The 24,390-nt window shown below is 42.9% G+C and carries 21 protein-coding genes, 1 pseudogene and 1 riboswitch; of the genes and pseudogenes, 15 read left to right on the forward strand and 7 right to left on the reverse strand.

What is annotated here, in order from left to right:
- The first annotated feature begins 5 nt into the window (after positions 1–5).
- The 10 genes and pseudogenes from P4S58_RS02110 to P4S58_RS02155 all read left to right on the forward strand — a co-directional run bounded on the left by P4S58_RS02110 (position 6) and on the right by P4S58_RS02155 (position 9,716).
- A pseudogene (locus P4S58_RS02110) lies at positions 6–1,458 on the forward strand (type II and III secretion system protein family protein).
- A 13-nt stretch (positions 1,459–1,471) separates the two neighbouring features.
- A complete protein-coding gene (locus tag P4S58_RS02115) occupies positions 1,472–1,729 on the forward strand; it encodes a hypothetical protein (protein ID WP_102968106.1) in 258 nt (85 codons plus the stop codon).
- 12 nt (positions 1,730–1,741) lie between these two features.
- Entirely contained in the window at positions 1,742–3,085 is a 1,344-nt protein-coding gene (locus P4S58_RS02120; RefSeq protein ID WP_102968107.1) for a pilus assembly protein TadG-related protein, read from the forward strand.
- Position 3,086: 1 nt separating this feature from the next.
- On the forward strand, positions 3,087–3,527 hold the full coding sequence (locus P4S58_RS02125; protein ID WP_102968108.1) for a TadE/TadG family type IV pilus assembly protein: 441 nt from the start codon (positions 3,087–3,089) through the stop codon (positions 3,525–3,527).
- The gene (locus P4S58_RS02130; RefSeq protein WP_102968109.1) at positions 3,524–4,015 is read left to right on the forward strand and encodes a TadE/TadG family type IV pilus assembly protein; all 492 of its coding nucleotides are present in this window, start codon (positions 3,524–3,526) and stop codon (positions 4,013–4,015) included. Before P4S58_RS02125 ends, P4S58_RS02130 begins: the two co-directional genes overlap by 4 nt.
- Positions 4,016–4,035: 20 nt before the next feature.
- Positions 4,036–5,256, forward strand: coding sequence for an AAA family ATPase (locus tag P4S58_RS02135; protein ID WP_180980314.1), 1,221 nt, complete (start codon positions 4,036–4,038; stop codon positions 5,254–5,256).
- A 17-nt stretch (positions 5,257–5,273) separates the two neighbouring features.
- Positions 5,274–6,764 carry a CpaF family protein gene (locus tag P4S58_RS02140; RefSeq protein ID WP_102966238.1) on the forward strand — a complete coding sequence of 497 codons (1,491 nt, stop codon included), beginning with the start codon at positions 5,274–5,276 and terminating at the stop codon, positions 6,762–6,764.
- An 11-nt stretch (positions 6,765–6,775) separates the two neighbouring features.
- Positions 6,776–7,738, forward strand: a complete 963-nt coding sequence (locus P4S58_RS02145; protein WP_112403405.1) for a type II secretion system F family protein — start codon at positions 6,776–6,778, stop codon at positions 7,736–7,738.
- Positions 7,739–7,741: 3 nt separating this feature from the next.
- Entirely contained in the window at positions 7,742–8,686 is a 945-nt protein-coding gene (locus P4S58_RS02150; protein ID WP_102969182.1) for a type II secretion system F family protein, read from the forward strand.
- Positions 8,687–8,693: 7 nt separating this feature from the next.
- The gene (locus tag P4S58_RS02155) at positions 8,694–9,716 is read left to right on the forward strand and encodes a tetratricopeptide repeat protein (RefSeq protein WP_373279144.1); all 1,023 of its coding nucleotides are present in this window, start codon (positions 8,694–8,696) and stop codon (positions 9,714–9,716) included.
- Here the strand turns inward: P4S58_RS02155 and P4S58_RS02160 are convergent.
- On the reverse strand, positions 9,710–10,864 hold the full coding sequence (locus P4S58_RS02160) for an HD domain-containing phosphohydrolase (protein WP_102969184.1): 1,155 nt from the start codon (positions 10,862–10,864) through the stop codon (positions 9,710–9,712). The genes P4S58_RS02155 and P4S58_RS02160 overlap by 7 nt on opposite strands.
- A 350-nt stretch (positions 10,865–11,214) precedes the next feature.
- Between P4S58_RS02160 and galE the strand changes: the two genes are divergently transcribed.
- The 4 genes from galE to galM are packed head-to-tail and all read left to right on the forward strand — an operon-like array spanning position 11,215 to position 15,538.
- Positions 11,215–12,225: a UDP-glucose 4-epimerase GalE gene (galE, locus tag P4S58_RS02165; RefSeq protein WP_102969212.1), complete on the forward strand. Its 1,011-nt coding sequence runs from the start codon at positions 11,215–11,217 to the stop codon at positions 12,223–12,225.
- Positions 12,226–12,246: 21 nt separating this feature from the next.
- Positions 12,247–13,299, forward strand: coding sequence for a UDP-glucose--hexose-1-phosphate uridylyltransferase (locus P4S58_RS02170; RefSeq protein WP_102969185.1), 1,053 nt, complete (start codon positions 12,247–12,249; stop codon positions 13,297–13,299).
- Between the two features lie 11 nt (positions 13,300–13,310).
- Positions 13,311–14,462, forward strand: coding sequence for a galactokinase (gene galK / locus P4S58_RS02175; RefSeq protein WP_373279145.1), 1,152 nt, complete (start codon positions 13,311–13,313; stop codon positions 14,460–14,462).
- Between the two features lie 11 nt (positions 14,463–14,473).
- Positions 14,474–15,538 carry a galactose-1-epimerase gene (gene galM, locus P4S58_RS02180; RefSeq protein ID WP_102969187.1) on the forward strand — a complete coding sequence of 355 codons (1,065 nt, stop codon included), beginning with the start codon at positions 14,474–14,476 and terminating at the stop codon, positions 15,536–15,538.
- Positions 15,539–15,641: 103 nt separating this feature from the next.
- On the opposite strand, the gene P4S58_RS02185 is transcribed toward galM, so the two are convergent.
- The 4 genes from P4S58_RS02185 to P4S58_RS02200 all read right to left on the reverse strand — a co-directional run bounded on the left by P4S58_RS02185 (position 15,642) and on the right by P4S58_RS02200 (position 20,162).
- A complete protein-coding gene (locus P4S58_RS02185; RefSeq protein WP_102969188.1) occupies positions 15,642–16,661 on the reverse strand; it encodes a substrate-binding domain-containing protein in 1,020 nt (339 codons plus the stop codon).
- Between the two features lie 182 nt (positions 16,662–16,843).
- A complete protein-coding gene (locus P4S58_RS02190; protein WP_102969189.1) occupies positions 16,844–17,395 on the reverse strand; it encodes a gamma-glutamylcyclotransferase family protein in 552 nt (183 codons plus the stop codon).
- A gap of 230 nt (positions 17,396–17,625) precedes the next feature.
- Positions 17,626–18,564, reverse strand: a complete 939-nt coding sequence (locus tag P4S58_RS02195; protein ID WP_102969190.1) for a zinc transporter ZntB — start codon at positions 18,562–18,564, stop codon at positions 17,626–17,628.
- Positions 18,565–18,710: 146 nt separating this feature from the next.
- Positions 18,711–20,162: a RimK family protein gene (locus P4S58_RS02200; RefSeq protein WP_102966248.1), complete on the reverse strand. Its 1,452-nt coding sequence runs from the start codon at positions 20,160–20,162 to the stop codon at positions 18,711–18,713.
- 225 nt (positions 20,163–20,387) lie between these two features.
- Here P4S58_RS02200 and P4S58_RS02205 point away from each other — a divergent pair, with 225 nt between their 5' ends.
- Entirely contained in the window at positions 20,388–21,482 is a 1,095-nt protein-coding gene (locus P4S58_RS02205; protein WP_042484308.1) for a GNAT family N-acetyltransferase/peptidase C39 family protein, read from the forward strand.
- Positions 21,483–21,544: 62 nt separating this feature from the next.
- Here P4S58_RS02205 and P4S58_RS02210 read toward each other — a convergent pair whose 3' ends face one another.
- Together P4S58_RS02210 and P4S58_RS02215 are read right to left on the reverse strand one after the other, a co-directional pair.
- Positions 21,545–22,552 (reverse strand): adenosine deaminase, encoded by a 1,008-nt coding sequence (locus P4S58_RS02210; protein WP_102969191.1) that lies wholly within the window; start codon positions 22,550–22,552, stop codon positions 21,545–21,547.
- A 113-nt stretch (positions 22,553–22,665) separates the two neighbouring features.
- Positions 22,666–22,765, reverse strand: a riboswitch (purine riboswitch).
- A 181-nt stretch (positions 22,766–22,946) separates the two neighbouring features.
- Entirely contained in the window at positions 22,947–24,092 is a 1,146-nt protein-coding gene (locus tag P4S58_RS02215) for a Na/Pi symporter (RefSeq protein ID WP_102954153.1), read from the reverse strand.
- Between the last annotated feature and the right edge of the window lie 298 nt (positions 24,093–24,390).

Consider the following 24,390-nt stretch of genomic DNA (forward strand, 5'->3'; position numbering starts at 1 on the left):
GAGTGATGAAAAAAATAATAACGGCACTTACACTGTGTTTTGCACTAAGTCACTGGGTCATAGCGGCTACTCAAAGCGGTAAAACGGTCAATGTTCCACATCATAAATCGACCTTTGTTGAACTTGCTGGCAAAGCGACACGAGTTTCTTTGGGCGATCCTGATGTTCTCGATATTGTGATGTTAAAAGCGGATGAACTGTTTTTAATCGGTAAAAAACTGGGTTCGACCAACTTGATGGCATGGGATAGTCGAGGTCAGTTAATTGAGTCGATCAATATTGAAGTGACTCATGATGTAAACAATCTCAAGGCCAAGCTGTTTGAGATAATGCCGGATGAAACCGTGAGTGTGCAAAGTGCACAAAATCGTCTGATTTTAAGTGGACAGGTAAGCTCACTAGAAAAAATGAACTTAGCATTACGCTTGGCTGAAACTTATGCTGCGGGTCAGGCCGCAGATAGTGAAACTGCAACTCGTAATGAGGAAAGCGGTAGCACTGGTGTGGTTAACCTAATGACTATAGGTGGTGCTCAGCAAGTGATGCTTGAAGTAACCGTAGCAGAAGTGCAACGCAGCTTAGTGCGACGTTTTGGTACCAACTTTAATTTCTTTCAGACCAACGGCAACTTCTCAATTGGTGGTACCTCTGTTGGTGGCGGTTTCCTTGGTGTAAACCCTGTGCTCGGTGTGCCTCTGGCGGAAAGCACAGGCGTCCTATCTTCGTTTATTGATGGGAATACTCTGTTTACTTTAGCTCTTGATGTCGCAAAAGAAACTGGGGTAGCCAAGGTTTTGGCTGAGCCAAATCTAACCGCTTTAAGTGGCGCTAAAGCCGAATTTTTAGCTGGGGGAATTCCCGATTCCTGTACCTGGTGAAGAAGGTATTACCATCGAATATAAAGAGTACGGTGTAGGAGTGAAATTTATACCGACTATTCTCAGTGATAAGAAAATTAACTTAAACTTGGCCGTTGATGTGAGTGAGATAGCGACTTCCACAACTTTGTCTTTAAGTACGGCTGGAACTAATGCCACTTACTATATTCCGCCAATTACCCGTCGAAGTGCTTCTTCTACACTGGAGTTGGCTGACGGGCAAACTATTGGTATTGCAGGTCTTCTTAGTGAAAATGTCCGAGACTCAGCTTCTAAGTTTCCGGGGCTAGGGGATGTGCCAGTTTTGGGGCAGCTATTTGGAAGTCAGTCATATATTTCTGGAGAAACTGAGCTAGTCATTTTGGTTACGCCGAGACTGGCTAAACCTATCGATCGTTCTAGAATTAAATTACCGACTGATGCTTTCGTTGAGCCAAACGATGTTAAATATTACCTATTAGGTCGAGGCGCATATATCGCTAAACCGGATGAGGTACATCGTGCCGAGCCTCAGCAATATGACGAGTTGCAGGACAACTCTCGAGGTGGTGCTGAAGGATCATTTGGTCACGATATGTAAGGAGAAGCTTCAAATGAAATACACATCATTAATATTAGTGTCGTTGAGCTTTTTGCTTACTGGTTGTGCCAATCAACATCGTTTGGGAACACACGTTGCCCAGCTTAGGGTGCAACAAACCTATGACACGTCAGCCACTCTCAATAACTTAGAAGTTATACCATCTGGTAATGGTGAGCGGATGGAAGACGCTTACAGTACATATACTGGCAAAAGTGGTGAAACTCTAGAGGGCGGCTCTAGCAGCCAAGTGCTGTTAGGCTTTAATTAAGTTGAGGCCAATATGAAAACACATCACCCAGTTCGCAGTATGCGAAAACAGCGAGGTCTGGTTGCTGTGATTGTAACAATCGCACTGTTTTCCTTTATGGGGATTGCAGCGTTAGCCGTTGATATCAACCATGCGCTCATGAACCGTACTAAATTGCAAAACAGTGTTGACTCCGCAGCATTAGCTGCGGCGTTGGTACTTGATCGCTCAGATTTTACCAGTGGCACAGCAGCAAGTGCTCTTGCTATCGCATCAGGCGCAGCCAAAGATGCTCTTGCACAAATGGCGACGGCAGACGGAAATGCTGAGTTAGATTTTGTCTCCGCACCTGTTGAAGTCAATATTACCTTGGCAAACCGAGCTGATTTGACCGGAGGATATGATCCAGCAGGAGATGATCATTATGTAAGGGTTGCGGTAAACAACTTATCTTTAAACAGTTTTGTCATGCAGATATTTGGTCTTAATAAACAGCTTTCAGCCAGCGCGGTTGCGGGCCCCAGTGCAGGCGGTGGTAGCTGTAATCTGGTTCCAATGGCCGTATGTGAAATAGACGCAAGTGACACAGATAACTCAGGTTTTGACTACAACAGTGTTTATGCTCTTAAACTGGCTACTAATACATCTGATATGGGGGCTGGTAACTTTCAACTACTCAATTATGACACTGACGATAAGTTATCTGAGCAACTTGCAGGTAGCTTCCAAGGATGTGCTTCCGTTGGTAATACTGTGAGGTCAAAACCAGGTAATACAGTAGGGCCAGTAGGGGATGGTCTTAATATGCGCTTTGGTGATAAATCGAACCTTGAAGCGGCTGATTTTCCTGCCGATTCAAATACGACTGAAGCTGAGCTAAGTGATCTCTATAAAAATGATCACAAGGATGTGAATACGATAACCGATGTGTTTGAAAAAATAGCGGAAGCAGAAACTGCATTAGCAAACAATATTAACCCTAAAAATAACAAAGAACTTACTGACGCCGAGGTTGCTGAATATGAAGCGGTGTTGGCTGATTATCCACTCAATAGCCAAGAAGATCTTACTTTAAACTATGAGCAATACCAAAATACAGGAAACGACCGGCGCCGTTTAGCTGTGCCTATTATTGATTGTAGTGCCGATGCGTATGGTGACCCATCCCCAACTGGGGCTAGTGACTACAACGTGAAATCAGTGGGTTGTTTTTTCTTATTGCAACGCGCGCCGACCAACAGTGGGGATAAACAAGAGATCTACGGAGAGTATTTGGAAAAATGCCCAACGCCGAATGTTCCTTATAACGGCGTCAGCAATAGCTTAGGTACCTATCGTATTGTGCTCTATGACGATCCTTTCAATAAGGAGTCCTGAAATGCGTAGCTCTGTCGATAAACAATCCGGTATTGCCGCCGCTGAGTTTCTGGTGACGTTACCTGTCTTGCTATTTATCTTTACCGTCGTGATTGAATTTGGTAACGCTTTTATTCGCTACAGTACCTTGAACAAATCGGTACAAAATGCGGCTCGTTATGCGGTGGTTGATATATATGGCACAGCCACATCAGGTTCTATTGCGAATGAAAACGATATAAAGAACATGGTGATGTATGGCAAGAAGTCTTTTCCTGAGGGTGAAACACCTACACCGATTTTGGATTCGCTGACACTTGCTGACATTTCGGTGACCCCTGTGGGAAATTACGTGGTGATCAGCGCGAACTATGACTACCAGTCTATTCTTAATCTGCTGCCTATCGATGCGCTGGATAACTTAACTATTCATTCTTCAGCAGTAATGAGGGTCGCGCCATGAGGAGACTACATGATCAGCAAGGTATTACCATCGTGGAATTCACATTGGTCGCTTCCACCTTGCTATTACTTGTATTCGCCATTTTGGAGCTCGGATACTTTACTTTTAACTTACAAGCTTTGAATGACTTAACTCGAAGAGCTGCTCGTATCGCGACAGTTTGTCAGGTTGATGACGGTGATGTAATACGCAGTTTGACAATGTCAGAATTTGTGCCCAAAGGATTTACTAACGCAAATCTGAAGATCGATTATCTGGATGCTGAAGGAGTCTCAGTGCCAAATGTTTTGGCCGATGATGCACCGATTCATTATGTCAAAGCGGAAGTTGTTGATTACAACTATGGATTTTCAGGAATACTCAATTTTCTCGGAGATAATGGTGTCATATCGGTTCCTGCATTTGAAACAGTTTTGGTCAGAGAGTCATTAGGGGTAGGGCGACTTGATTCATCAACAGGTGATAAAGTTTATATTGACTGCAAATAAAAATAATCAAGGGAGCCCCTATGGGAGAAGCAGTTAAATTGTCTCGTGGTGACAGCAATAACATTCGAATAAAGACCAATTTGTCTATATGGATTTTGTATTCAAGTGATGCATTCAAGTTACATATGATGAATGAGCTGTCTCAGTGTAATAGTTTAAATTTTGAAGCTATATCGCTTCATGGTGTTGTTGCTGACAGTTTTAAACACTTTACGCCACCGGACCTTATTTTTGTAGAAACAGGTCCCAACTGGGCACAAAAAGTAGTGGAATTGCAAAATTACGACGGGCCAATGATTGAAGATAGTGAAGTTAGTACTTCATTAATTATATTTGGTGACGAGAGTGATAATGGGGCTTTAAAAATAGCTCTTCGCCTAGGTGCTACAGACTTTATATCTGATCAAGCCACAATTTTGGATTTAATGCCTCTGTTGAAAAATGTTGCTGAGGAAAAAATAGCGGCACGCAAACTTGGGCAACTGTTTGTATTTATTAATACTAAAGGAGGCTCTGGTGCGACAACAATAGCTTTAAATACGGCGGTTGAAGTTGCCATGCACCATAGAGAAAAAGTGTTATTGCTGGATTTGGATATTCACTTTGGTGTTGTCATGGATTATCTCAATATTAATCCAGCTTATAGCATTAACGACGCCATTGCGAACGCGTCAGATTTAGATGAAATTTCATTGCATGCTTTAGTCTCTAAGCATCCATCTGGTTTACATGTATTAAGTTTTAAACATGAAAATCATAATGAAAATTTTGATAAAGCGATGCAGATGGGTAAGTTATTACCAACGTTATTGGAATACTATCCTTATGTATTTGTTGATCTTTCCGGTGGTGTCGACCGAATGTTTTCTCCTATTTTGTCGCGAGCTAGTAAAACATTTTTGGTCACGCAACAAAATTTAGTCGCGGTCAAAAACATGTCTCGTATTCTAAAGGCAATGACCTTTGAATACGGTATTCAGCGCGATCAAATTGAAATAATCCTTAATCGCTATGAAAAACGTCAGCAAATACGACTGAAAGATATCGAACAGACGATTTCAGGAGTTCCAATACATGTTATCCCTAATGATTTTAAAGCGGCTATTGAAAGTGCCAACTTAGGGAAACCATTTGTAGAGTCGAGAAAAGGTAGCTCAATTACTAAATCGGTAGTGGATTTATCACAAACATTAGCGCCAGTTAAAGAGAAAAAAGGGTGGCTGAGACGTCTATTTTCCTGATGGATTAGGGAGAGGGTATGTTTTTTAAACGTAAGAATATTAGTTCTGATTTTCAAGAGGAGCTTTTAAAAGAAGAAAGCACCCCAAAAGCTGATATACCAGTAAAGCCTAAATCTAGTCCTGCACTGGGAAATCAAGAAAAGAGTGAAGCACCTAAACAGGATGAGAGCCCTCTTCAGCGCAAATTGCGTGAAGCCGAAGCAAAAAACAAACAAATCGATGATACCCGTAAGCAGCTTGAACAGGAGCAAGCAACGAAACACTATTATCATCGCCGGCTACTCGAAACATTAGATTTGGCATTGCTTTCTAGCTTGGAAAAAGACAGGGCTAAGAAAGATCTCCATGATGCAGTGGTTCAGCTAATGGCAGAAGACCAAAGTCATGCTTTGAGTGCAGAGGGTCGCAAACGGGTCATAAAACAGATCGAAGATGAAGTGTTTGGTTTGGGGCCTCTAGAGCCACTTTTAAATGATTCATCGGTTTCAGATATTCTGGTTAATGGAGCAAAAAGTGTCTATGTTGAGCGCCGAGGCAAACTAGAAAGAACGCCTTATACCTTTCTCGATGACCGACATCTACGTAGCATCATTGACCGAATTGTTAGCCAGGTTGGTCGTCGTATCGATGAATCGTCTCCTATGGTCGATGCCCGCTTAGCTGATGGTTCGCGTGTCAACGCGATTATCCCACCATTGGCACTTGATGGACCTTCAGTTTCTATTCGCCGTTTTGCTGTCGATAAGCTCACTATGGATAACTTGTTATCCTTTAACTCTATTTCAGAGCAAATGGCAAAGTTTGTCGAAGCAGCCGTTAAAGGCGAACTCAATATTCTTATCTCTGGTGGTACTGGTTCAGGAAAAACCACCACTTTGAACATATTCTCAGGCTTCATTCCTAGTGACGATCGAATCATTACCATAGAAGACTCCGCTGAGCTTCAATTACAGCAACCTCATGTTGTTCGTCTAGAAACCCGCCCTGCAAACTTGGAGGGTAAAGGTGAAATTACCCAGCGTGATTTAGTTAAGAACTCACTACGTATGCGACCTGACAGAATTGTATTAGGTGAGGTTCGGGGCAGTGAAGCGGTTGATATGTTGGCGGCAATGAATACGGGGCACGATGGTTCGCTTGCAACCATTCACGCCAATACTCCTAGAGATGCCTTGAGCCGTGTGGAAAATATGTTTGCTATGGCTGGCTGGAACATCTCTACCAAAAACTTACGGGCACAAATTGCTTCTGCGATTCATTTGGTTGTTCAGATGGAGCGTCAGGAAGACGGTAAACGGAGAATGGTCAGTATTGCCGAAATCAATGGAATGGAAGGTGACATCATTACCATGTCAGAAATTTTCAAATTTCAACGCCAAGGCATGGATGAGGAAGGCAATGTCATCGGATTTTTTACTGCGACCGGAGTCATCCCACAGTGCCATGATTCATTGTCTAAACGTGGTTGGCATTTACCTTACGAAATTTTTAATGAAACCTTTGAATAAGGGGTAGAGCAATGGACCAACTGTATTTTTTTGCTTTACTGTTTGTCGCAGTTTTTCTTATTTCCCAAGCATTCCTAATGCCAGCGGCTGGCAATAAAGCAAAGCACAAAGCCATTAGTAAGCGGTTGAAAGAAAGTCAATCGCAGGTCGATGAGCAGAGTCGTTCATTGTTGAATGAACATTACATCAAGAGCTTGTCTCCTATTGATCAGAAATTGGTGAGTTACAGTTATTTCGCCAATATGAAAAAAAACCTAGAGCTTGCCGGTATAGGAAAATCATTAACACAAGTGGTTACCTATACGGTTTTAAGTCAAGTATTGGTTCTGATTCTTTTTATTTTCTTAGGCGCAGAACTTTATATAGCTTTTGCAGCTAGTTTTATTGTTTGGCTAATTTTGTATTTTGTTATTAGCGGAAAAATATCAAAAAGGTTAAGTAAATTTGAAGAACTTTTTCCTGATGCTCTGGATATAATGAAGCGAATGCTATCTGCTGGTCATCCTATTACTTATTCGTTTAATGAAGTCGGAAAAGAATTACCCGAGCCGGTTGGCAGTGAATTTAAGAATACGTTTAATCTTTTAAATTATGGTTACGATATCAGATTAGCCATGATGCAAATGGTAGAGCGTAATCCAACCGTATCTATGTTTGCCTTTTCAAGTGCAGTTTTATTACAAAAAGAGACTGGCGGCGATCTGGCTGAAAATTTAGATAAAGTCGCTAAAGTATTACGTGCTAGATTCAAGTTACAGCGAAAAATAAAAACCTTATCCGCTGAAAGTAAAATGTCTGCTTGGGTATTAATGTTAGCACCTTTCGCTATATTTATTATGTTAAGCGTAATTAGTCCTGGATATTTGGACCCTCTTTACAGTGACCCTCGGGGTCACCGCTTATTGATATATGGTGGAATAGGGTTATTTATTGGCTCTTTGTGGATAAGAAAAATTATTAACTTTGAGGTTTGATATATGCAGGACCTAGTCAATTATCTACAGAATTTTAAATTAACAGAAGAAAACCTCATTCTGCTGATGATAATGTTTTCCAGTATTCTGGTGGTCATTACTATATTCTTACTGGTATTTGGTCGTTCTAAACAGTCTACTGTTCGTAATCGCCTACAAACCTACACAATGGAAGCGGAGATAACAAAGAAAAATAGCAAAATTGATAATGCGCTTGAATCTTTATCACCGATTTTTACTACCAGTAATGCTAAAGAAAAAGAAACGGTGCGTCATCAACTGATGCATGCGGGATTTCACAATGAAACGGCACTGACATACTTCTATGTGACAAAAACACTTTCTACGCTAATCGGGCTTTTTGCCGGATTGCTCTACTACACGTTTTCAGACAGTGGGCAGAATCCGCTGTTCATCTTAATAATCTGTGTTGGAGTCGGCCTCTTTATTCCTAATATTTTCTTACGACATTTAGTTAAAAAACGTCAGTCGCGCATTCGTGCTGGTGTCCCAGATATGCTTGATCTATTAGTGGTTTGTACGGAATCGGGGTTAGGCTTAAATGCTGGCTTGATGCGAGTATCAAAAGAACTTGGCATGTCTCATATGGATTTAGCGGATGAGTTAGATACTGTCTGCCTGAAAATCAAGGCGGGCTACGATATGTCAGAAGCGTTTCAAGGGTTTGTTGAACGAACGGGTGTTGAGGAGTTGGCTGGCTTAATCAGCATGCTGTCTCATGCATCAAGGATCGGCGGCAGCTTATCTCAAACATTGCGTGACTACACAGAAGATTACCGTGACAAGCGAAATCAGGAAGTGGAGGAGATTGCAGCTAAAATACCCACTAAGATGATTTTTCCTCTATTGGTCTGTATTTGGCCTGGATTTTTTATTGTTGTTCTTGGACCGGCAATCATCAAGTTAATGGAAGCTTTTGGGCAATAAAGGATGAATGATGAAAAAATATAATTATGCCACTCTCTTATTGATCGCTCTTATCGCAGGCTGTGCAAGCGATTCCGATAAACAATCTAAGTTTGATAGTGAACTTTATGATGGCAGGCCTGTTGAAACTTTTAGTACAGACGCTGCACCACTAACCGAAACGGAAGCGATAAAACGTGGTGACTATGCGTTAAGGCAAAACAATTCTGATCTGGCGCTTTACGAATATATTCGTTCTCTAGAGTTTCCTGACTCACAATATAGCGACAAAACCTTGTATACCATTGGCCGCATACATCAGTCTCGTGGCAATTATGAACTTGCAGAGCGAGCTTATCTGCTGGCGTTAGAGCACAACCCTAATAACGTTCAGGTTCTAGAGCAATTGGGTTCGAATTATAGTAAGCAAGGTAAAGTTGATGAAGGTCGAAGCTACTTTTTACGAGCGATTAATGCCGATCAATTGCGTTTGAGTTCAAGATTAAAACTGGACGATGACGCAAGTGTGTCAGAGATAGAGGCATTAAGCAGCGACAACCTTTCTCCGGCTAGCGCCTACATGGGATTAGGCATACTCGATGATGTCAAAGCGCAACATGAAGTAGCGCAGGCGTTTTACAAGCATGCTTTAAGAATTCAGCCTAAATCGAGTAAGGCACTGATGAATATGGGTTATTCCCATTATATGAGTGGGAATTACACCGACGCGACGCGCTTTACCTTAGCCGCTCTTGAGCAAGAACCGGATAACGAGAAGGCGTTAAACAACTTGGCACTCATTTATTTAGCCAAAGGCGAAACCCAGCGAGCTTTAAATGTGTTTATGCGCCGAATGGATGCTCCAGAAGCGTTGAATAATGTTGGCTATTTCTTAATGCTTCAGGGCAAACCAGAAAAAGCGATCCCATATTTGCAGCAAGCCATCGACAAAAAGACTTCTTACTACAAGATTGCCAATGAAAATCTAGAACGTGCGTTGGCCGAAGTGCGTGCAAAAACACCTGAAAAAGCAGAAATGATGTCTCAGTGACGGTCAAGCCTATCTTTGGGATCTGGCTCAGGATAGGCTTCAATTACCTTCTTCAAATATTCCTGATGGTACCTGAGTCCGTTAACGCAATGTCTGTCTAGCTTGCCGTTGGCAACCATCTTTTCTAATTCGAGTAACGCGAAGGGAACCGACCAAGCTTGTTTGTATGGTCGGTGGCTGGTTAACGCATCGAATACATTGGCAACGGTGATAATGCGGGCAGATATTGGAATGTCTTCTTGGGTTAAACCGTAGGGGTAACCGCTACCATCCAAAAACTCATGGTGGTAAGCGACGATCTCTTTTAGTACAGCTACACAAGGGTGATCAGGTGAGCCCATTTCATTAATGATCTTGTTGATGATCTCTACGCCTTTTTCCACATGATCTTTTAACTGATCGCGTTCATCATGTCCCAGTGAGCTAGATTTGGTTAACAAACTCACCGGAATAGACAGCTTTCCGATGTCATGGCATTTAGAAAACAGGGTAATGTTTTCAATGCTTTCATCATCTAATTCGTAGATGTGTGCAACTTCAAGTGCTATGACTTTGGCATATCGACAGATTCTTTCTTTGTGTTCAGACGACTCTTGCCAGTGTTCTTGAGATTGTGAATGAACAAGGCTGGCTGAATCGATCAATGAGTGCACTAAGTCATATTCTGACGTCACAACAAAACGAATGATCTCCAAAAACGGTTTGAGTGCTTCGGTCATGGACTGGTTGAATAAATCTTTTTGAAAAGAATTTAAGAATATAAAACCGATAAACTTCTTGTTTTGGAAAACAGGCACAGCCAGAGATGAGCGATACCCTTGATCTATAAGCCATTTAGAATGAGGGAATTTGGCATCTAGCTGATTTGGAATATCATTTAAATAACGACAATCGCCAGTTTCAGAACAGATTTTTAACGCTGGCAATTCTGATAAGGGAAACTCGTAGTGTAAGAGTTCAAAGCCATGAAAGGTGCTATCAGCATAGGTTTTTAGGTGATCATTCTCCTCATCGTAAAGCGCAAAAGAAATGCGATCGACTTCTGGAGCAGACACGCGCAAACGCTCATGAATATCAGTAAGCTGATTATTCAGAGTTCCCGCAGATGCGAAATAGCTGTGATCGCTATTTTTGCTGTGCGTGTCCATGGCATCTCCCCCTAATTTTTCCTCGGTGACAACTCAATTCATCAACCTAATTACGCAACTTATAGCTACTTAATAAGTTTAGTTGAGATTGCCTTTTTCTGTTCAATAAACAACCAGTAAATGTGCTTCAAAATGTTTATGTGAAATCGTTTACCGCCTATAGATAAAGGCATTTGAGCAATACCTTATGCCAGCCATAGATGTTTGTTATCTAAACTCCCCTTCTGTATATGACAATTTAGTGTTATTTGTGTAAACGTTTCCACTATGCAGCAGTGATCACAGAATGCTGACGATATAGCCTGCTAAACTCTTGCACATTAAATGAGATGTTGTTTGAGGTAAGTGAAGTGAAAGTATTGGTCACTGGCGGTATGGGATACATAGGTAGTCATACTTGCGTGCAAATGATTGACGCTGGGATGGAGCCGATCATTCTTGATAACCTGTGTAATGCTAAAAAGAAGGTGTTGGACAGAATTAAGATGATTTCTGGTGTAGCGCCAGTTTTTCATCACGGCGATATTCGTGATGAAGCGCTGCTCGATTCCATTTTTGCTGAGCATGATATCAAAGCGGTTATTCACTTTGCTGGCTTGAAAGCCGTGGGTGAGTCGGTGGCTAAGCCTCTCGAATACTATGATAACAACGTTAACGGCTCTTTAGTTCTTGCGCGTTCTATGCGTAAAGCGGGAGTGAAGAACATCATCTTTAGCTCTTCTGCCACTGTGTATGGTGACCCAGCTTCAGTACCAATTACCGAGTCTTTCCCGACAGGAGCAACGACCAACCCTTATGGCCGCAGCAAGTACATGGTGGAAGAGTGCTTATCGGATCTTTTCAACGCAGATCCGAGTTGGAGCATTACTTTACTGCGCTACTTTAACCCTGTTGGTGCGCATCCATCAGGCTTGATGGGCGAAGATCCGCAAGGTATTCCAAACAATCTCATGCCGTATATCGCACAGGTAGCAGTAGGGCGCAGAGAAAAACTTTCAGTGTACGGGAATGATTACCCAACACCCGATGGTACGGGCGTTCGTGACTATATTCATGTGATGGATTTGGCTGACGGCCACCTTGCAGCATTAACTCACGTTGGCCAGAAGAGTGGTTTACATATCTATAATTTAGGCACCGGTAAAGGTTCTAGTGTGCTCGATATGGTGGAGGCATTCAGCCAAGCTTGCGGCAAAGACGTAGCTTATGAGGTTTGCCCGCGTCGTGCTGGTGATATTGCTGAATGTTGGGCGAGTACGGAAAAAGCAGAGCGCGAACTGGGCTGGAAAGCTACTCGCAGCGTAAAAGAAATGACAGAAGATACTTGGCGTTGGCAGGTTGCTAACCCGCAAGGTTACTAGTTTGAGAGATGAATAAAAGTTATGTCGAATACTGAATTTAACCCTGTAGATCATCCGCATCGTCGCTACAACCCATTAACTGGGCAGTGGGTGCTTGTTTCTCCTCATCGAGCTAAGCGTCCTTGGAGTGGGCAAGATGAAAAGCCATCGGTTGCGGATCTTCCTTCTTATGACGCTAAATGCTTTTTGTGTCCAACTAACGAACGTATTTCTGGAGATAAAAATCCAGATTACAAAGGCACTTACGTATTTAATAACGACTTTGCTGCGCTAATGCCTGATTCTCCTGATGCACCTGAGAATGCACACCCCCTATTCAAGGTGCAGGGTGTTCGCGGTTTAAGTCGTGTTATTTGTTTTTCACCTGATCACAGTAAGACTTTGCCTGAGCTGGCTCCGCAAGCGATACGTGGTGTGATTGATACATGGAATGAGCAGATTGAAGAGCTAGGCAAAGAGTATCCTTGGGTTCAGGCTTTTGAAAATAAAGGCGAAACCATGGGATGTTCTCAACCGCATCCACACGGACAAATTTGGGCAAATAGCTTTTTACCTAATGAAATCGAACGTAAAGACAATAACTTACGTGCGTATTACAAAGAGAATAATTCAAACCTGCTGGTGGATTATGTACAAGCAGAGTTAAAAGACGGTTCCAGAATTGTCGTTGAAACAGAACATTGGGTCGCGCTAGTGCCTTATTGGGCGGCATGGCCATTTGAAACCATGTTATTGCCGAAAACCCACATCCGCCGCATGAGCGAGCTTAGTGATGAAATGCGCGATGATCTTGCTATTGCGATTAAAAAATTAACCAGTCGTTATGACAACCTGTTCGAGTGCTCATTCCCATATTCAATGGGTTGGCATTACGCACCGTTTTTTACAGATGGTCAGAGTGTTGAACATTGGCAATTACATGCCTTGTTCTACCCACCACTGCTGCGTAGCGCAAGTATTCGCAAATTTATGGTTGGTTATGAAATGTTGGCGGAAACTCAGCGAGATTTAACCGCAGAACAAGCCGCAGAGCGACTACGATCGCTATCAGACGTACATTACAAAGAACAATAAGTGGAACAATTATGAGCTTAATTAATAGTGTTGAAGCTGCATTTGAAGCAGTACTGGGTTATAAGGCAAGCCATCTTATTCAGGCTCCTGGCCGTGTAAATCTGATTGGTGAACATACTGATTACAACGATGGTTTCGTTTTGCCTTGTGCGATTAACTACCAAACTGTGGTTGCGGCCTCTCCTCGTTCTGATTCGAAGGTTAAAGTAGTTGCTGTGGATTATGGTAATGCGATTGACGAGTTCGATTTAACTCAGCCAATTACCTTTGTCGAAAACAAAATGTGGGCTAACTACATTCGCGGTGTAGTGAAGTACTTGATGGAACGCGGTTACTCATTTAACGGTGCCGATATCGCAGTGAGCGGTAATGTACCTCAAGGCGCGGGTTTAAGTTCTTCTGCTGCATTAGAAGTGGTTATTGGCCAGACATTTAAAGAACTTTACAGCTTACCTATTAGCCAAGCTGAAATTGCCTTAAACGGTCAACAAGCTGAAAACCAGTTTGTCGGTTGTAACTGCGGCATCATGGATCAGCTTATCTCTGCGGAAGGTCAGGCAAATTCTGCGCTTCTTATCGACTGTCGCAGTTTAGAAACCAAAGCGGTTTCAATGCCTGAAGATATGGCGGTCGTCATCATCAACTCAAACAAGCAACGCGGCTTAGTCGACAGTGAATACAACACTCGCCGCCAGCAATGTGAAGAGGCCGCACAAATCTTTGGTGTGAAAGCGCTACGTGATGTTTCTATCGAAATGTTTAACGACAAAGTAGAGCAGATCGATCCTGTTGTTGCTAAACGCGCTCGCCACGTAATCACAGAAAATGAACGTACCCTGCAAGCGGCAGATGCTTTAAGTGCTGGTGACTTAAAACGCATGGGTGAACTAATGGAGCAATCTCATGCGTCTATGCGTGACGATTTTGAAATCACAGTAAAAGAAATCGATGCCTTAGTAGACATCGTGAAAGATGTGATTGGTGAACAAGGCGGCGTACGTATGACAGGCGGCGGCTTTGGTGGCTGTATTGTCGCTTTAGTTCCGCCATCATTGGTTAACGATGTGGAAAAAGCGGTCGAAGCTCTATATCCAAAACAAAGTGGCCTTACTGCAACCTTCTATGTGTGTCAGGCAAAAGCTGGTGCCGGTTTGATTCAATAAGGGCTTTATCGATGACGAATTCTTTATTTGAAACAATGACACAATCGCCAGCCTACGATGGCCAACAAGCTAAGCTGATTGAGCTCACTAATGCTGGTGGTATGCAAGTGGTGTTTATGGACATTGGCGCAACTTGGTTGAGTTGTATTGTTCCTGTTACAGGCGAAATGCGCGAAGTGTTGCTTGGTTTACGTACTATGGAAGATTTCAAGCAACACGGCAGTTTCTTAGGTGTGACAGTTGGTCGATATGCAAACCGAATTGCTAATTCTCAATACTCATGGCAAGGCGAAACCTATCATTTAAATGGTAATCAAGGTGCGCATTGTTTACATGGTGGTAAAGATGGCTGGAGCCATCGTCGCTGGGATATCGTGGCTCAAAGTAAACAGAAAGTAGAATTCTCAATCTTTTCTGCTGACGGTGACCAAGGATTTCCGGGCAATGCGACTGCATCGGTGGCGTATGAGTTAACAGACGATAATCAGGTCGTGATTAGCTACAAAGCATCGACAGATAAAGCGACTCCGTTGAACCTGACTAACCATGCCTATTTCAATTTGCTCGGTGCAGAATCTGGCGCAGATATTCTCGACCATAAACTGCAAGTTAATGCTGACTACTATCTGCCAACCACATCAGAAGGTATTCCTTTGGGTGAGCTGGCGAGTGTTGAAAACACCAGTTTTGATTTCCGTACAGCTAAGACAGTTAGAGAAGACTTGTTGGCTGATGAACAGCAGAAAAACTGTAAAGGGTATGACCACAGCTTCTTACTTGATGACAGCTGTAAAACGGGGCAAACGGTCGCAACCGTTGAAGCGCCTGACGGTTCTCTGTCGATGGATGTGTTTACCGACAAACCGGCTATCCAGTTTTATGGCGGTAACTTCTTAGAAGGAACACCAAACAGAACTGGTGGGATATACAAACAGTATCAAGGTCTTGCTCTTGAAACTCAGTTTTTGCCTGATTCACCGAATCAAGCAGATTGGCCTCAGGAGAGTTGTATGACTCTTCCCGGCGAAGAATACGCTTTTACCACTGTGTATAAGTTCAACGTTTTGGCGAGCTAACCCGTAGGGTGCATAGTGAACCCAAGGGCTGGGGGGATAAGGTTTACAGTTCTTGGGGGAAAGCGATTTTGCCCTCACTTCTTATGAAGTGAGGGCTTTTTTCTTACTGAACCGTGCTGCTAGACGGTGCTTTGTCTACGGAATCTCTACGTACCAGCGTTGGCGAGAAACACATTGGCTCTTGTTCCAACTCTTCATCTCTAGCCAGTTGCAGCGCAAGTTTTGCCGCCTTTTCTGCCATCATTTGAATTGGGTAACGAATCGTTGTGAGGCGAGGGCGCACATAGCGTGCAATTAAACCGTCATCGAATCCGATAACCGAAACATCTTGTGGTGTCTTCACCCCATTTTCTTCCAGTACCGAAAGTGCGCCTGCTGCCATATTGTCGTTATAAGCAACAACAGCGGTAATATCTAAAGACTTAGTCAGTAAGTTGGTCATGGCTTCTTCACCGCCTTCACTGTCCGGAGAGGCGAGTTCCAAATAACTTGCTGGCAGGGAAATGTTGTGTGCAGCGAGTGCGTCTTTATAGCCTTCAATGCGCTGATCTGCATCTTCAATGTGATGAGAAGAACTGATACAAGCGATCTTTTCATGCCCGTGTCGGATCAGAAATTCTGTCGCTAAGTAAGCGCCTTTGTAGTTATCTAGAGAGATACAACGATCTGCGAGCTCTGGTATATGGCGGTTGATCAGTACCAATGCTTTGATCTCGTGAGCATAAGCAATCAGTTCTTCATCAGAAAGCGCTTTTGAGTGGATAACCAATGCATCACAGCGACTGTTTATCAGCAGATCGATAGCTTGGCGCTCTTCTTCTGCTTCATGGTAACCATTACCGATCAGTAAGTGTTTGCCCGCTTGATGAGCAACATTATCAACCGCTTTGACTAACGTACCAAAGAAAGGATCAGACACATCACTCACTAACACACCAATGGTGTTTGTACTTTGGCTTACTAAAGCGCGAGCAGCAGCATTCGGGCGGTAGCCAAGATCTTTCATCGCTTTCGTTACTGATTCGATCGAAGCTTTACTCGCTTTGGGAGATTTATTGATCACGCGTGAAACCGTTGCCACTGAAACGCCTGCTTCACGTGCTACGTCTTTTATGGTTGCCATGAGAGACCTCGCTACATAAGAAACGTTATTTAACAATGTGAGTGAAAATATGGCAACGAATCCGTTAAGTAATGTACAGATATGAGAGATTAAGCTTAGATTTGAGAAGGGATAATAGAGTGTGTAAACGTTTTTAGTAAACGTACTCTCCTCCTATCCGAAAATAGAAGGAGAAAAGAGATTTAACGGACGCTGGCAACAAGATTATCAATAAAAGAATGTTTAGATTGGCAAACGCCGGCAAGCCTCACGTATTTAGGATTATGGCGGTCATTGAGCAGTGGATGATGCCATCCAACAGTATGCTGAACGAAGTGTTTGGCAAACGCTTCAGAGACTTCTAAACAACCACAAATCACGGTATCAACATAGCTTTGAACAATCGGACTTTTCTCGCAAGGATGAAGATGTTGCTCGGTGACATACACCCAGATCGCTTTGTTTCTGTCGAACTCAATATCAGTTTCAATTTGGTCAGGGTGAAGCGCAACGCGTTGGTAACCACTTTCTCGACGATCAAACTCAACCAGTGCCGCGTCATCAATTTCCAACAGCACACCGTTAACCTGACCTTCACCAGTGTTCACGACTAGCGGAGAGATAGTGTAAGTGTCATCAATTTTCCCCCAAGAGCGAACTAGCCCGTGCGCAATAACTGGAATGGCGCTTCCGGTTTGTCCAGTGAGCTGTCGGGAATGTGAATTGATTAGGCTTCCGTAGCCAAAAATATACATGTACTCGTCCTATTTGAATCTGTAACTGCGTTGACTGCATTCATTCACCCTAATCACATAGTTAGCTATGCTCATAGGGCTTCACTCATTTGTCGTCTTGCTACAAATCCAAATAGTTAGAGTTTCAATGGCTATTTGAATCTATAGCTGTGTTGACTGCATTCATTCACCCTAATTACATAGTGTCCTATGTTCCTAGGGCAGAATTCATTTATTGCCTGTTACTGGTATTAATTTTTCGAGAAAAACTGCAGGCGTTTTAGTATCCAAAACTCTACAGCGAATATTCCTACTAACCCGAAGCAGAATAGTGCAAAGGCAATAGGGGATTCGGTTCCCGGAATGCCTCCTACGTTAACACCTAATAGACCAGTTAAAAAGCTGGTCGGTAAGAAGATAGCTGCAATTACAGAGAACAGATAAGTGTTTTGGTTCATCTTTTCTGCGTGGTATTGGCGCAGTTCACCTTTAATGATTTCTAACTCACTGAGGAAAAAGTCGAGTGTTTCATTAATGCGGGTAATGGTGTTCACGCTATGGCGTAAGCGCATATTCTTGAAGTTAGCTAACGGTACATCTGAAGACAAATAGTCATCAATCGCGTACTGCTGAGGCTTGATGAAGCGTTTGATTTTGAGCAGGGCTTTATGAGTGTCCATCATGTCTTCACTTAGCTCTAGCTCACTGTCAAACGCTTCAATTCTGTCTTCAACAGAATTAAGGTAGTTATCGATGTTTTTGTTGAGCCCATCAATAATGTTCAGCACAAGATCCGCAAGCGTTTTTGGTCCTAGACCTTGCTTTAGAGATTCACGGATAGCATTGATGGTTTTGGATGGAATCTTACGCGTGGAAATCAGCACACCTTGATAATACAGAATGCGAACACTGAGCATATCTGCCGGATCGGCATTGTCGTTGAGATTGACGCCTCTTAGTATCAACAGAAAACTCTGTTCGTCATATTGCTCAAACAACGGGCGCGTATCTTCAGCTAACAAGCTGTCGACAATCGATGCGGGGATAGCATTCTCTAGAAGCCATTCACGAACCCCCGGTATATCTCGTTGGCAATGATACCAATCATGAGCTTGGAGCGAGGTTGATTTACCCGTTGGTTGAGTTGCTTGCTGCCCTGAAAACTGCCAGTGATCGATTAAAAAATCCATAGTGATCCTTTTGAAGCGTTTGTCTCTTACAAATCGTGCTTTTTGAAAGCCTCTGTTTTCAAACTAGAGCTGAAAATGGCTTTGGTAAAGCTTATGTTTTTTATAAAAAGTAGCCCAAGATGATCTTGGGCTACGGGTGATTGCGATTAGAAGCCACGCATTTGAATGCGGCGCAGGAACTCAGTCATCACTCGGTCGTAAAGTAAGTCGCCCAAGAAAGCATCTTCAACATGATGGTCAATACTTGGGTTGTCGTTCACTTCGATCACATAGACTTGGCCGTCAATCTCTTTTAGGTCAACACCATACAAGCCGCTACCGATAAGGTTGGCCGCTTTAACCGCTACATCCACGACATTTTTCGGTACTTGTTTTAAGTCTAGTGTTTCAAAACCACCAGACGAAACTCGGCCGCTATTGTGGTGTTGATAAATCTGCCAGTGGCCGCGACTCATCATATATTTACAGGCGAAGATTGGTTGTCGGTTCATCACACCAATACGCCAGTCAAAATCAGTAGGCATAAAGGCTTGAGCTAAAATCAACGCGCTCTTTTCAAACAGAGCGGAAGCTTCTTTTTCTAGCTCTTCTTCAGTACGCACTTTTACAACGCCACGAGAGAAAGCTCCATCTGGAATCTTCAATACCATTGGTAATTCGAGCTGAGAAAGTAACTTCTCCTTCCAGCCTTCATCAAAGCTTTTCACAATCACGCCTTTTGGCGCTGGCACGTTGTTGCGTTGCAATAGCTCGGTTAAAAACACCTTATTGGTACATTTCATGATCGACTCGGAATCGTCCATGACCACTAAGCCCATCTTTTCTGCGGTTTTGGCAAAACGATAGGTGTAGTTGCTGATGTTGGTCGTAGCGCGGATGAATAGGCCATCAAACTCACCTAAGCGAGATAAGTCGTCAGGTGAAATGGTTTCCAAGTTCATACCTAAGCGGTTTGCTGCACGAACAAAGCGTTTCAGTGCTGAAGCATCTGAAGGAGGCATTTTCTCTTCAGAATCAACCAGCATTGCCACATCGTAGCGGTATTTTTTCTCTTGCTTCGGTTTACGCCATACTTTTGTTGAGAACATTTCCAGAGACTCGATGAAGAAGTCTTGCTCTTGATCTTCCAAATCTTGGAATGGGTATGGTGCAATTCGGTTAATCTGCCATTGACCTTGGTACTTGTGCATTTTCAGTTCAATAACAGGCACCATGAACTGCTCGAACAGGCGACGAGCAAGCTTATCCAACCCCGGCTCTGGCGTGCGTCCGAAGTAGATTTTACAGTGAATAGAATCGGTGTTTTTGCACAGTTTATTGAGTTTCAATAAACCGGAAGAGAGCAGAAATGGCTGGTTGATGTCGTTAATTGCCATGACGCGCGGAATAACGCGGTGCCCACGAGCCTCTGCCATCAATGAGCAGTAGTAGCCGTTGCTCATATAATCATAATCACGACACAAATTGACCACTTGAACGCTACGGAAGTTGTTTTTCCAGTCTGCATCAAGGTATTGGGCGACGCTGACAACTTGTTCGGAAGGGAAGTATTGTTGCCAGTCGCTTGCTTGGTCTGTCACGATTAAAAGGTTTGCCATATTATTTTGATTCCTATTGCTAGAGTCTATATACGCTAAAATTAGATTCCCGCATCACAGTAAACAGCTTTACTGCTCATCACTCCCAACGGTTCGATACGATTAAGTGTAGACAATCGTTCGAATTTTATTGTTCATTACCTAGCTGCATGCTTAGTTGCTTTGGGTGTATTATTGAGTTGCAATCTTGAACGGCCAACAGCCCTACAACCATAAGGACATCGTATGGACTTTCGTCTTGCGAAAAGTGCTGATCTCTCTGCGCTTAATGCGTTAGAACAACAGCTATTTGAAGGAGATAAAATTTCTCCTCGTCAAATGAAGCGTTTTTTACACTCCAACCAAGCTGTCATTTTTGTGGCAGATTCTGGTGAGGAATTGGCTGGATATGCATTGCTACTATTTCATCAAGGTACACAGCTATCAAGGTTGTATTCAATTGCCGTTAAACCTGATTTCAGAGGACGGAGAATTGCTCAGAATTTGGTTGAGCAATGTGAGCGTGCAGCTCTTGATCAAGGCTCTACTACATTAAGGCTAGAAGTTCGCGAAGACAATACGGCAGCAATAAATTTATATGAAAAAATGGGCTATAAAACACTGAAAGTCCTGATTCATTATTACGATGATTTGTGCAACGGCCGCCGCTTACAGAAACGTCTTACACCGCACGGTCCGAAAGTGCAGTTACCTATGCCGTTGTATGTTCAAACCACGCCGTTTACTTGCGGTGCAGCCTGTTTGCTAATGAGTTTTTCTTATTTGGATAAAACCTTTGAACCGACACGAATTCAGGAGATGCAACTGTGGCGTGAAGCGACGACCATTTTCATGGCTGCTGGGCATGGTGGTTGTAGCGGACAAGGCTTAGCACTCGCTGCGACGCGTCGCGGTTTCCATGTTGAGTTATGGAGTCAGTCTAAGAGTACCCCGTTCATTGATAGTGTGCGTGATGCGAATAAGAAAGCGGTGATCGAGTTGGTTCATCAGGATTTTTGTCAGCAATTAGAAACACAAGATGTGACGACCATTGACGCACCGCCAAGCCAAGAGCAGTTGGAAGAGTGGGTAAGACAAGGTGCATGTGTACTGCTGCTTATCAGTACGTATCGCTTTGATGGTAAGAAGGAACCCCACTGGATTGTATTAAGTGGTATGAGTGAGAAATTTTTCTTCTTCCATGATCCGCATGCTGAAGGCGAGGAACACGCTATTGCCTCAGCGTTTGTACCACTGGGCAAAAAGGCGCTGTGCCAGATTTTAGGTTTTGGTAAGCAGAAACATACAGCCTGTGTGGTTATTACCCCTAAAGCGTCTTAATTTATTTAGTATTCTGCCTCTCTTGATTCTTTGGGGATCAGAGAGGCAGATTGTTTTTGTGACTATAGGTATTGAGCTAAGTAAGCTTTAGTTTGTTCGGTCATACGCGCTTTTTCCAGGTCAGAAATAAAGCTCGCTTCAATCGCATTTAAGGTAAATTGCGCTAACTCTTGGTAAGACATTGGGTGAGCATCCGCAACCGCGTTGAAGTTATCTGTCATGTAACCGCCGAAATACGCTGGGTCGTCAGAATTGATGGTGACACAGAGCCCTTGACGCAGCAGTTGTACAATGTTGTGCTGTTCCATCTGCTGAAAAACTTTCAGTTTCAAGTTTGAAAGAGGGCATACCGTCAATGGCATACGAGTTTGTTTAAGTTCTTCCACTAACGCCGCATCTTCAACACAACGCACACCGTGGTCGACACGTTGTACACCCAAAAGGTCGATAGCGTTACGGATATTCATTGCCGGACCTTCTTCACCAGCATGAGCGACCGTAATAAAACCCGCGTTTCTCGCTTCACGGAACACATTCTCAAACTTCTCTGGCGGATGACCTTGCTCTGAAGAGTCTAAACCTACGCCAATGATTTTATCTTTAAATGGCAATGCCTGACGTAAGGTTTCCATCGCATCTGGTTCGCTCAGATGGCGTAAGAAACACATAATGATCTGGCTAGAAATCCCTAACTCTTGCTGCGCTTTATCAAGCGCTTTGCTAATACCATTGATCACGGTTTCAAACGCGATTCCACGATCGGTATGAGTTTGTGGGTCAAAGAAAATCTCAGTATGGATAACGTTGTCTTGCTTGCAACGAAGCATATAAGCCCAAGTAATATCGAAGAAATCCTGTTCGTGAATCAGAACGTTAGCGCCCTGATAATAGATGTCGAGAAAAGACTGTAGGTTTGAAAACTGATAAGCCGCATGAACTTCTTCTGGAGAAGAGAAGGGAATGTCGATGTTGTTGCGTTTCGCCAGTTCAAACATCAACTCAGGTTCTAGAGAACCTTCAATATGTAAATGAAGTTCAACTTTTGGCAGTTGTTGGATAAATCGTTTCATATATGCTCTTAATCCTCATGTGATTAATCGCTTTTCATCTTGAGTGGTGTTTTACCTTTATTACCTTATAGGTATGTGAGGTAAATGGGGCCCATACAAAGAGAAAGCGATAACCTATTCGCTTAACTCTTCGTAATCAGAATTTTACGGATTCTGGTAGAGACCCCCACACCGTATCAGTGGGGTTATACGAAGCAACTTTTGCTATTTTCAAATCTATAATCAGTAAGTTTTACTGTTAGATTTGAAAATAAGAAACTTTAAACAAATGATAACGCAATTATTTGTAATTGCCACTTTTAACAATAAGCAAAGATTCTGGTTTTACTTCTGATATAAAAACCAGATATAAAAAAAGCTCCCCTTGTAGGAGAGCTTCTTGAAGTGATTCGATTTAAGACAAAGCAAGAATTACGCTTGGGATAACGATGAATACTGAGAGTAAGTATCCTGCAACCACAGACTTACTTTTCACCGCCATGTCTGAAATGTAATCGGCGCCTTTCAACGGAATTTCGCGTAAGAACGGAACACCGTAAATCAAGATTGTCGCAAGTACGTTGAACGATAGGTGTACCAGAGCAATCTGTAGTGCGAATACTGCAAACTCACCTGAAACCGCTGTTGCAGCCAGCAGAGCTGTAATACAGGTACCGATGTTAGCACCAAGGGTAAATGGGTACACTTCGCGAACTTTTAGTACACCAGAACCTACCAGCGGAACCATCAAGCTGGTTGTTGTTGAAGAAGACTGAACCAATACAGTCACAACGGTACCTGATGCGATGCCGTGTAGCGGACCGCGACCAATAGCGTGTTGCAGAATTTCACGAGCACGGCCAACCATTAGGCTCTTCATCAGTTTGCCAATCACGGTAATCGCAACAAAGATGGTAGCAATACCAAGAACCACTAATGCAATACCGCCAAACATATCACCAAGAATAGCCAATTGGTGCTTCAAAGCGCCTACTACAGGGCTAGTGATTGGTTTAATAAAGTTCAGACCTTTCATGCTCATATCACCTCCTGCAAGGAACGGTGATACTAGCCAGTGTGAAATTTTCTCAAGTAGACCAAACATGATCTCTAGAGGAAGGAAGATCAACACGGCGAGCAAGTTGAAAAAGTCGTGAATAGTTGCACTTGCAAATGCGCGTTTGAACTCTTCTTTATTACGGATATGACCAAGGCTAACAATTGTATTGGTCACTGTTGTACCAATATTTGCGCCCATTACCATAGGAATCGCGGTTTCGATAGGTAAACCACCGGCAACCAGACCTACGATGATTGATGTGACTGTACTTGAAGATTGGATCAGGGCTGTTGCCACTAAGCCAATCATTAATCCTGCAACTGGGTGTGAAGCAAACTCAAAAAGCACTTTTGCTTGTTCAGCTGCCGCCCATTTAAAGCCATCGCCTACCATTGTTACGGCAAGTAATAGCAAATAAATCATGAAAGCCAAGTTTGTCCAGCGAAGCGTACGAGTCGTTGACGAAATCGGAGCCGCTGTTGAAGCTGCTTGGTTTATCATTGTTTTCTCCATTGACCTTAATTAACTACATTTGGTCTGTTGTTGAATCTGTCGGCGATAGTAGAACCCGAATATTTCAGTAATATGACAGTTTTGTAATAAATAGATATTTTTGTTAATTAGATTCAATTTGGAGCATGTGAGCTTTTTGATGTGTTTTTATCTGTATGAATACTAAGAGTATTTTTATGTATTTTGGATTTGATTAGCAGTAGGTAAAATGCCATTTTTTTGCTCATCTATGAGCTAAACATGACGCAAGAGTCACAAAGAAAATAACTGATGTAGGAAAAAATAT

It is taken from the genome of Vibrio sp. Hal054, from assembly GCF_037162405.1.
Classification (GTDB): Bacteria; Pseudomonadota; Gammaproteobacteria; order Enterobacterales; family Vibrionaceae; genus Vibrio; species Vibrio diazotrophicus.

Excerpts from the sequence above, each read along its gene's own strand:
- P4S58_RS02130 (WP_102968109.1), top strand. The coding sequence starts at position 3,524 with ATGAGGAGACTACATGATCAGCAAGGTATTACCATCGTGGAATTCACA.
- P4S58_RS02125 (WP_102968108.1), top strand. The coding sequence starts at position 3,087 with ATGCGTAGCTCTGTCGATAAACAATCCGGTATTGCCGCCGCTGAGTTT.
- P4S58_RS02140 (WP_102966238.1), top strand. The coding sequence starts at position 5,274 with ATGTTTTTTAAACGTAAGAATATTAGTTCTGATTTTCAAGAGGAGCTT.
- P4S58_RS02120 (WP_102968107.1), top strand. The coding sequence starts at position 1,742 with ATGAAAACACATCACCCAGTTCGCAGTATGCGAAAACAGCGAGGTCTG.
- P4S58_RS02170 (WP_102969185.1), top strand. The coding sequence starts at position 12,247 with ATGTCGAATACTGAATTTAACCCTGTAGATCATCCGCATCGTCGCTAC.
- P4S58_RS02115 (WP_102968106.1), top strand. The coding sequence starts at position 1,472 with ATGAAATACACATCATTAATATTAGTGTCGTTGAGCTTTTTGCTTACT.
- P4S58_RS02155 (WP_373279144.1), top strand. The coding sequence starts at position 8,694 with ATGATGAAAAAATATAATTATGCCACTCTCTTATTGATCGCTCTTATC.
- P4S58_RS02215 (WP_102954153.1), bottom strand. The coding sequence starts at position 24,092 with ATGATAAACCAAGCAGCTTCAACAGCGGCTCCGATTTCGTCAACGACT.
- P4S58_RS02185 (WP_102969188.1), bottom strand. The coding sequence starts at position 16,661 with ATGGCAACCATAAAAGACGTAGCACGTGAAGCAGGCGTTTCAGTGGCA.
- P4S58_RS02200 (WP_102966248.1), bottom strand. The coding sequence starts at position 20,162 with ATGGCAAACCTTTTAATCGTGACAGACCAAGCAAGCGACTGGCAACAA.
- P4S58_RS02150 (WP_102969182.1), top strand. The coding sequence starts at position 7,742 with ATGCAGGACCTAGTCAATTATCTACAGAATTTTAAATTAACAGAAGAA.
- P4S58_RS02135 (WP_180980314.1), top strand. The coding sequence starts at position 4,036 with ATGGGAGAAGCAGTTAAATTGTCTCGTGGTGACAGCAATAACATTCGA.
- P4S58_RS02205 (WP_042484308.1), top strand. The coding sequence starts at position 20,388 with ATGGACTTTCGTCTTGCGAAAAGTGCTGATCTCTCTGCGCTTAATGCG.
- P4S58_RS02210 (WP_102969191.1), bottom strand. The coding sequence starts at position 22,552 with ATGAAACGATTTATCCAACAACTGCCAAAAGTTGAACTTCATTTACAT.
- P4S58_RS02145 (WP_112403405.1), top strand. The coding sequence starts at position 6,776 with ATGGACCAACTGTATTTTTTTGCTTTACTGTTTGTCGCAGTTTTTCTT.
- galM (WP_102969187.1), top strand. The coding sequence starts at position 14,474 with ATGACGAATTCTTTATTTGAAACAATGACACAATCGCCAGCCTACGAT.
- galK (WP_373279145.1), top strand. The coding sequence starts at position 13,311 with ATGAGCTTAATTAATAGTGTTGAAGCTGCATTTGAAGCAGTACTGGGT.
- P4S58_RS02160 (WP_102969184.1), bottom strand. The coding sequence starts at position 10,864 with ATGGACACGCACAGCAAAAATAGCGATCACAGCTATTTCGCATCTGCG.
- P4S58_RS02190 (WP_102969189.1), bottom strand. The coding sequence starts at position 17,395 with ATGTATATTTTTGGCTACGGAAGCCTAATCAATTCACATTCCCGACAG.
- P4S58_RS02195 (WP_102969190.1), bottom strand. The coding sequence starts at position 18,564 with ATGGATTTTTTAATCGATCACTGGCAGTTTTCAGGGCAGCAAGCAACT.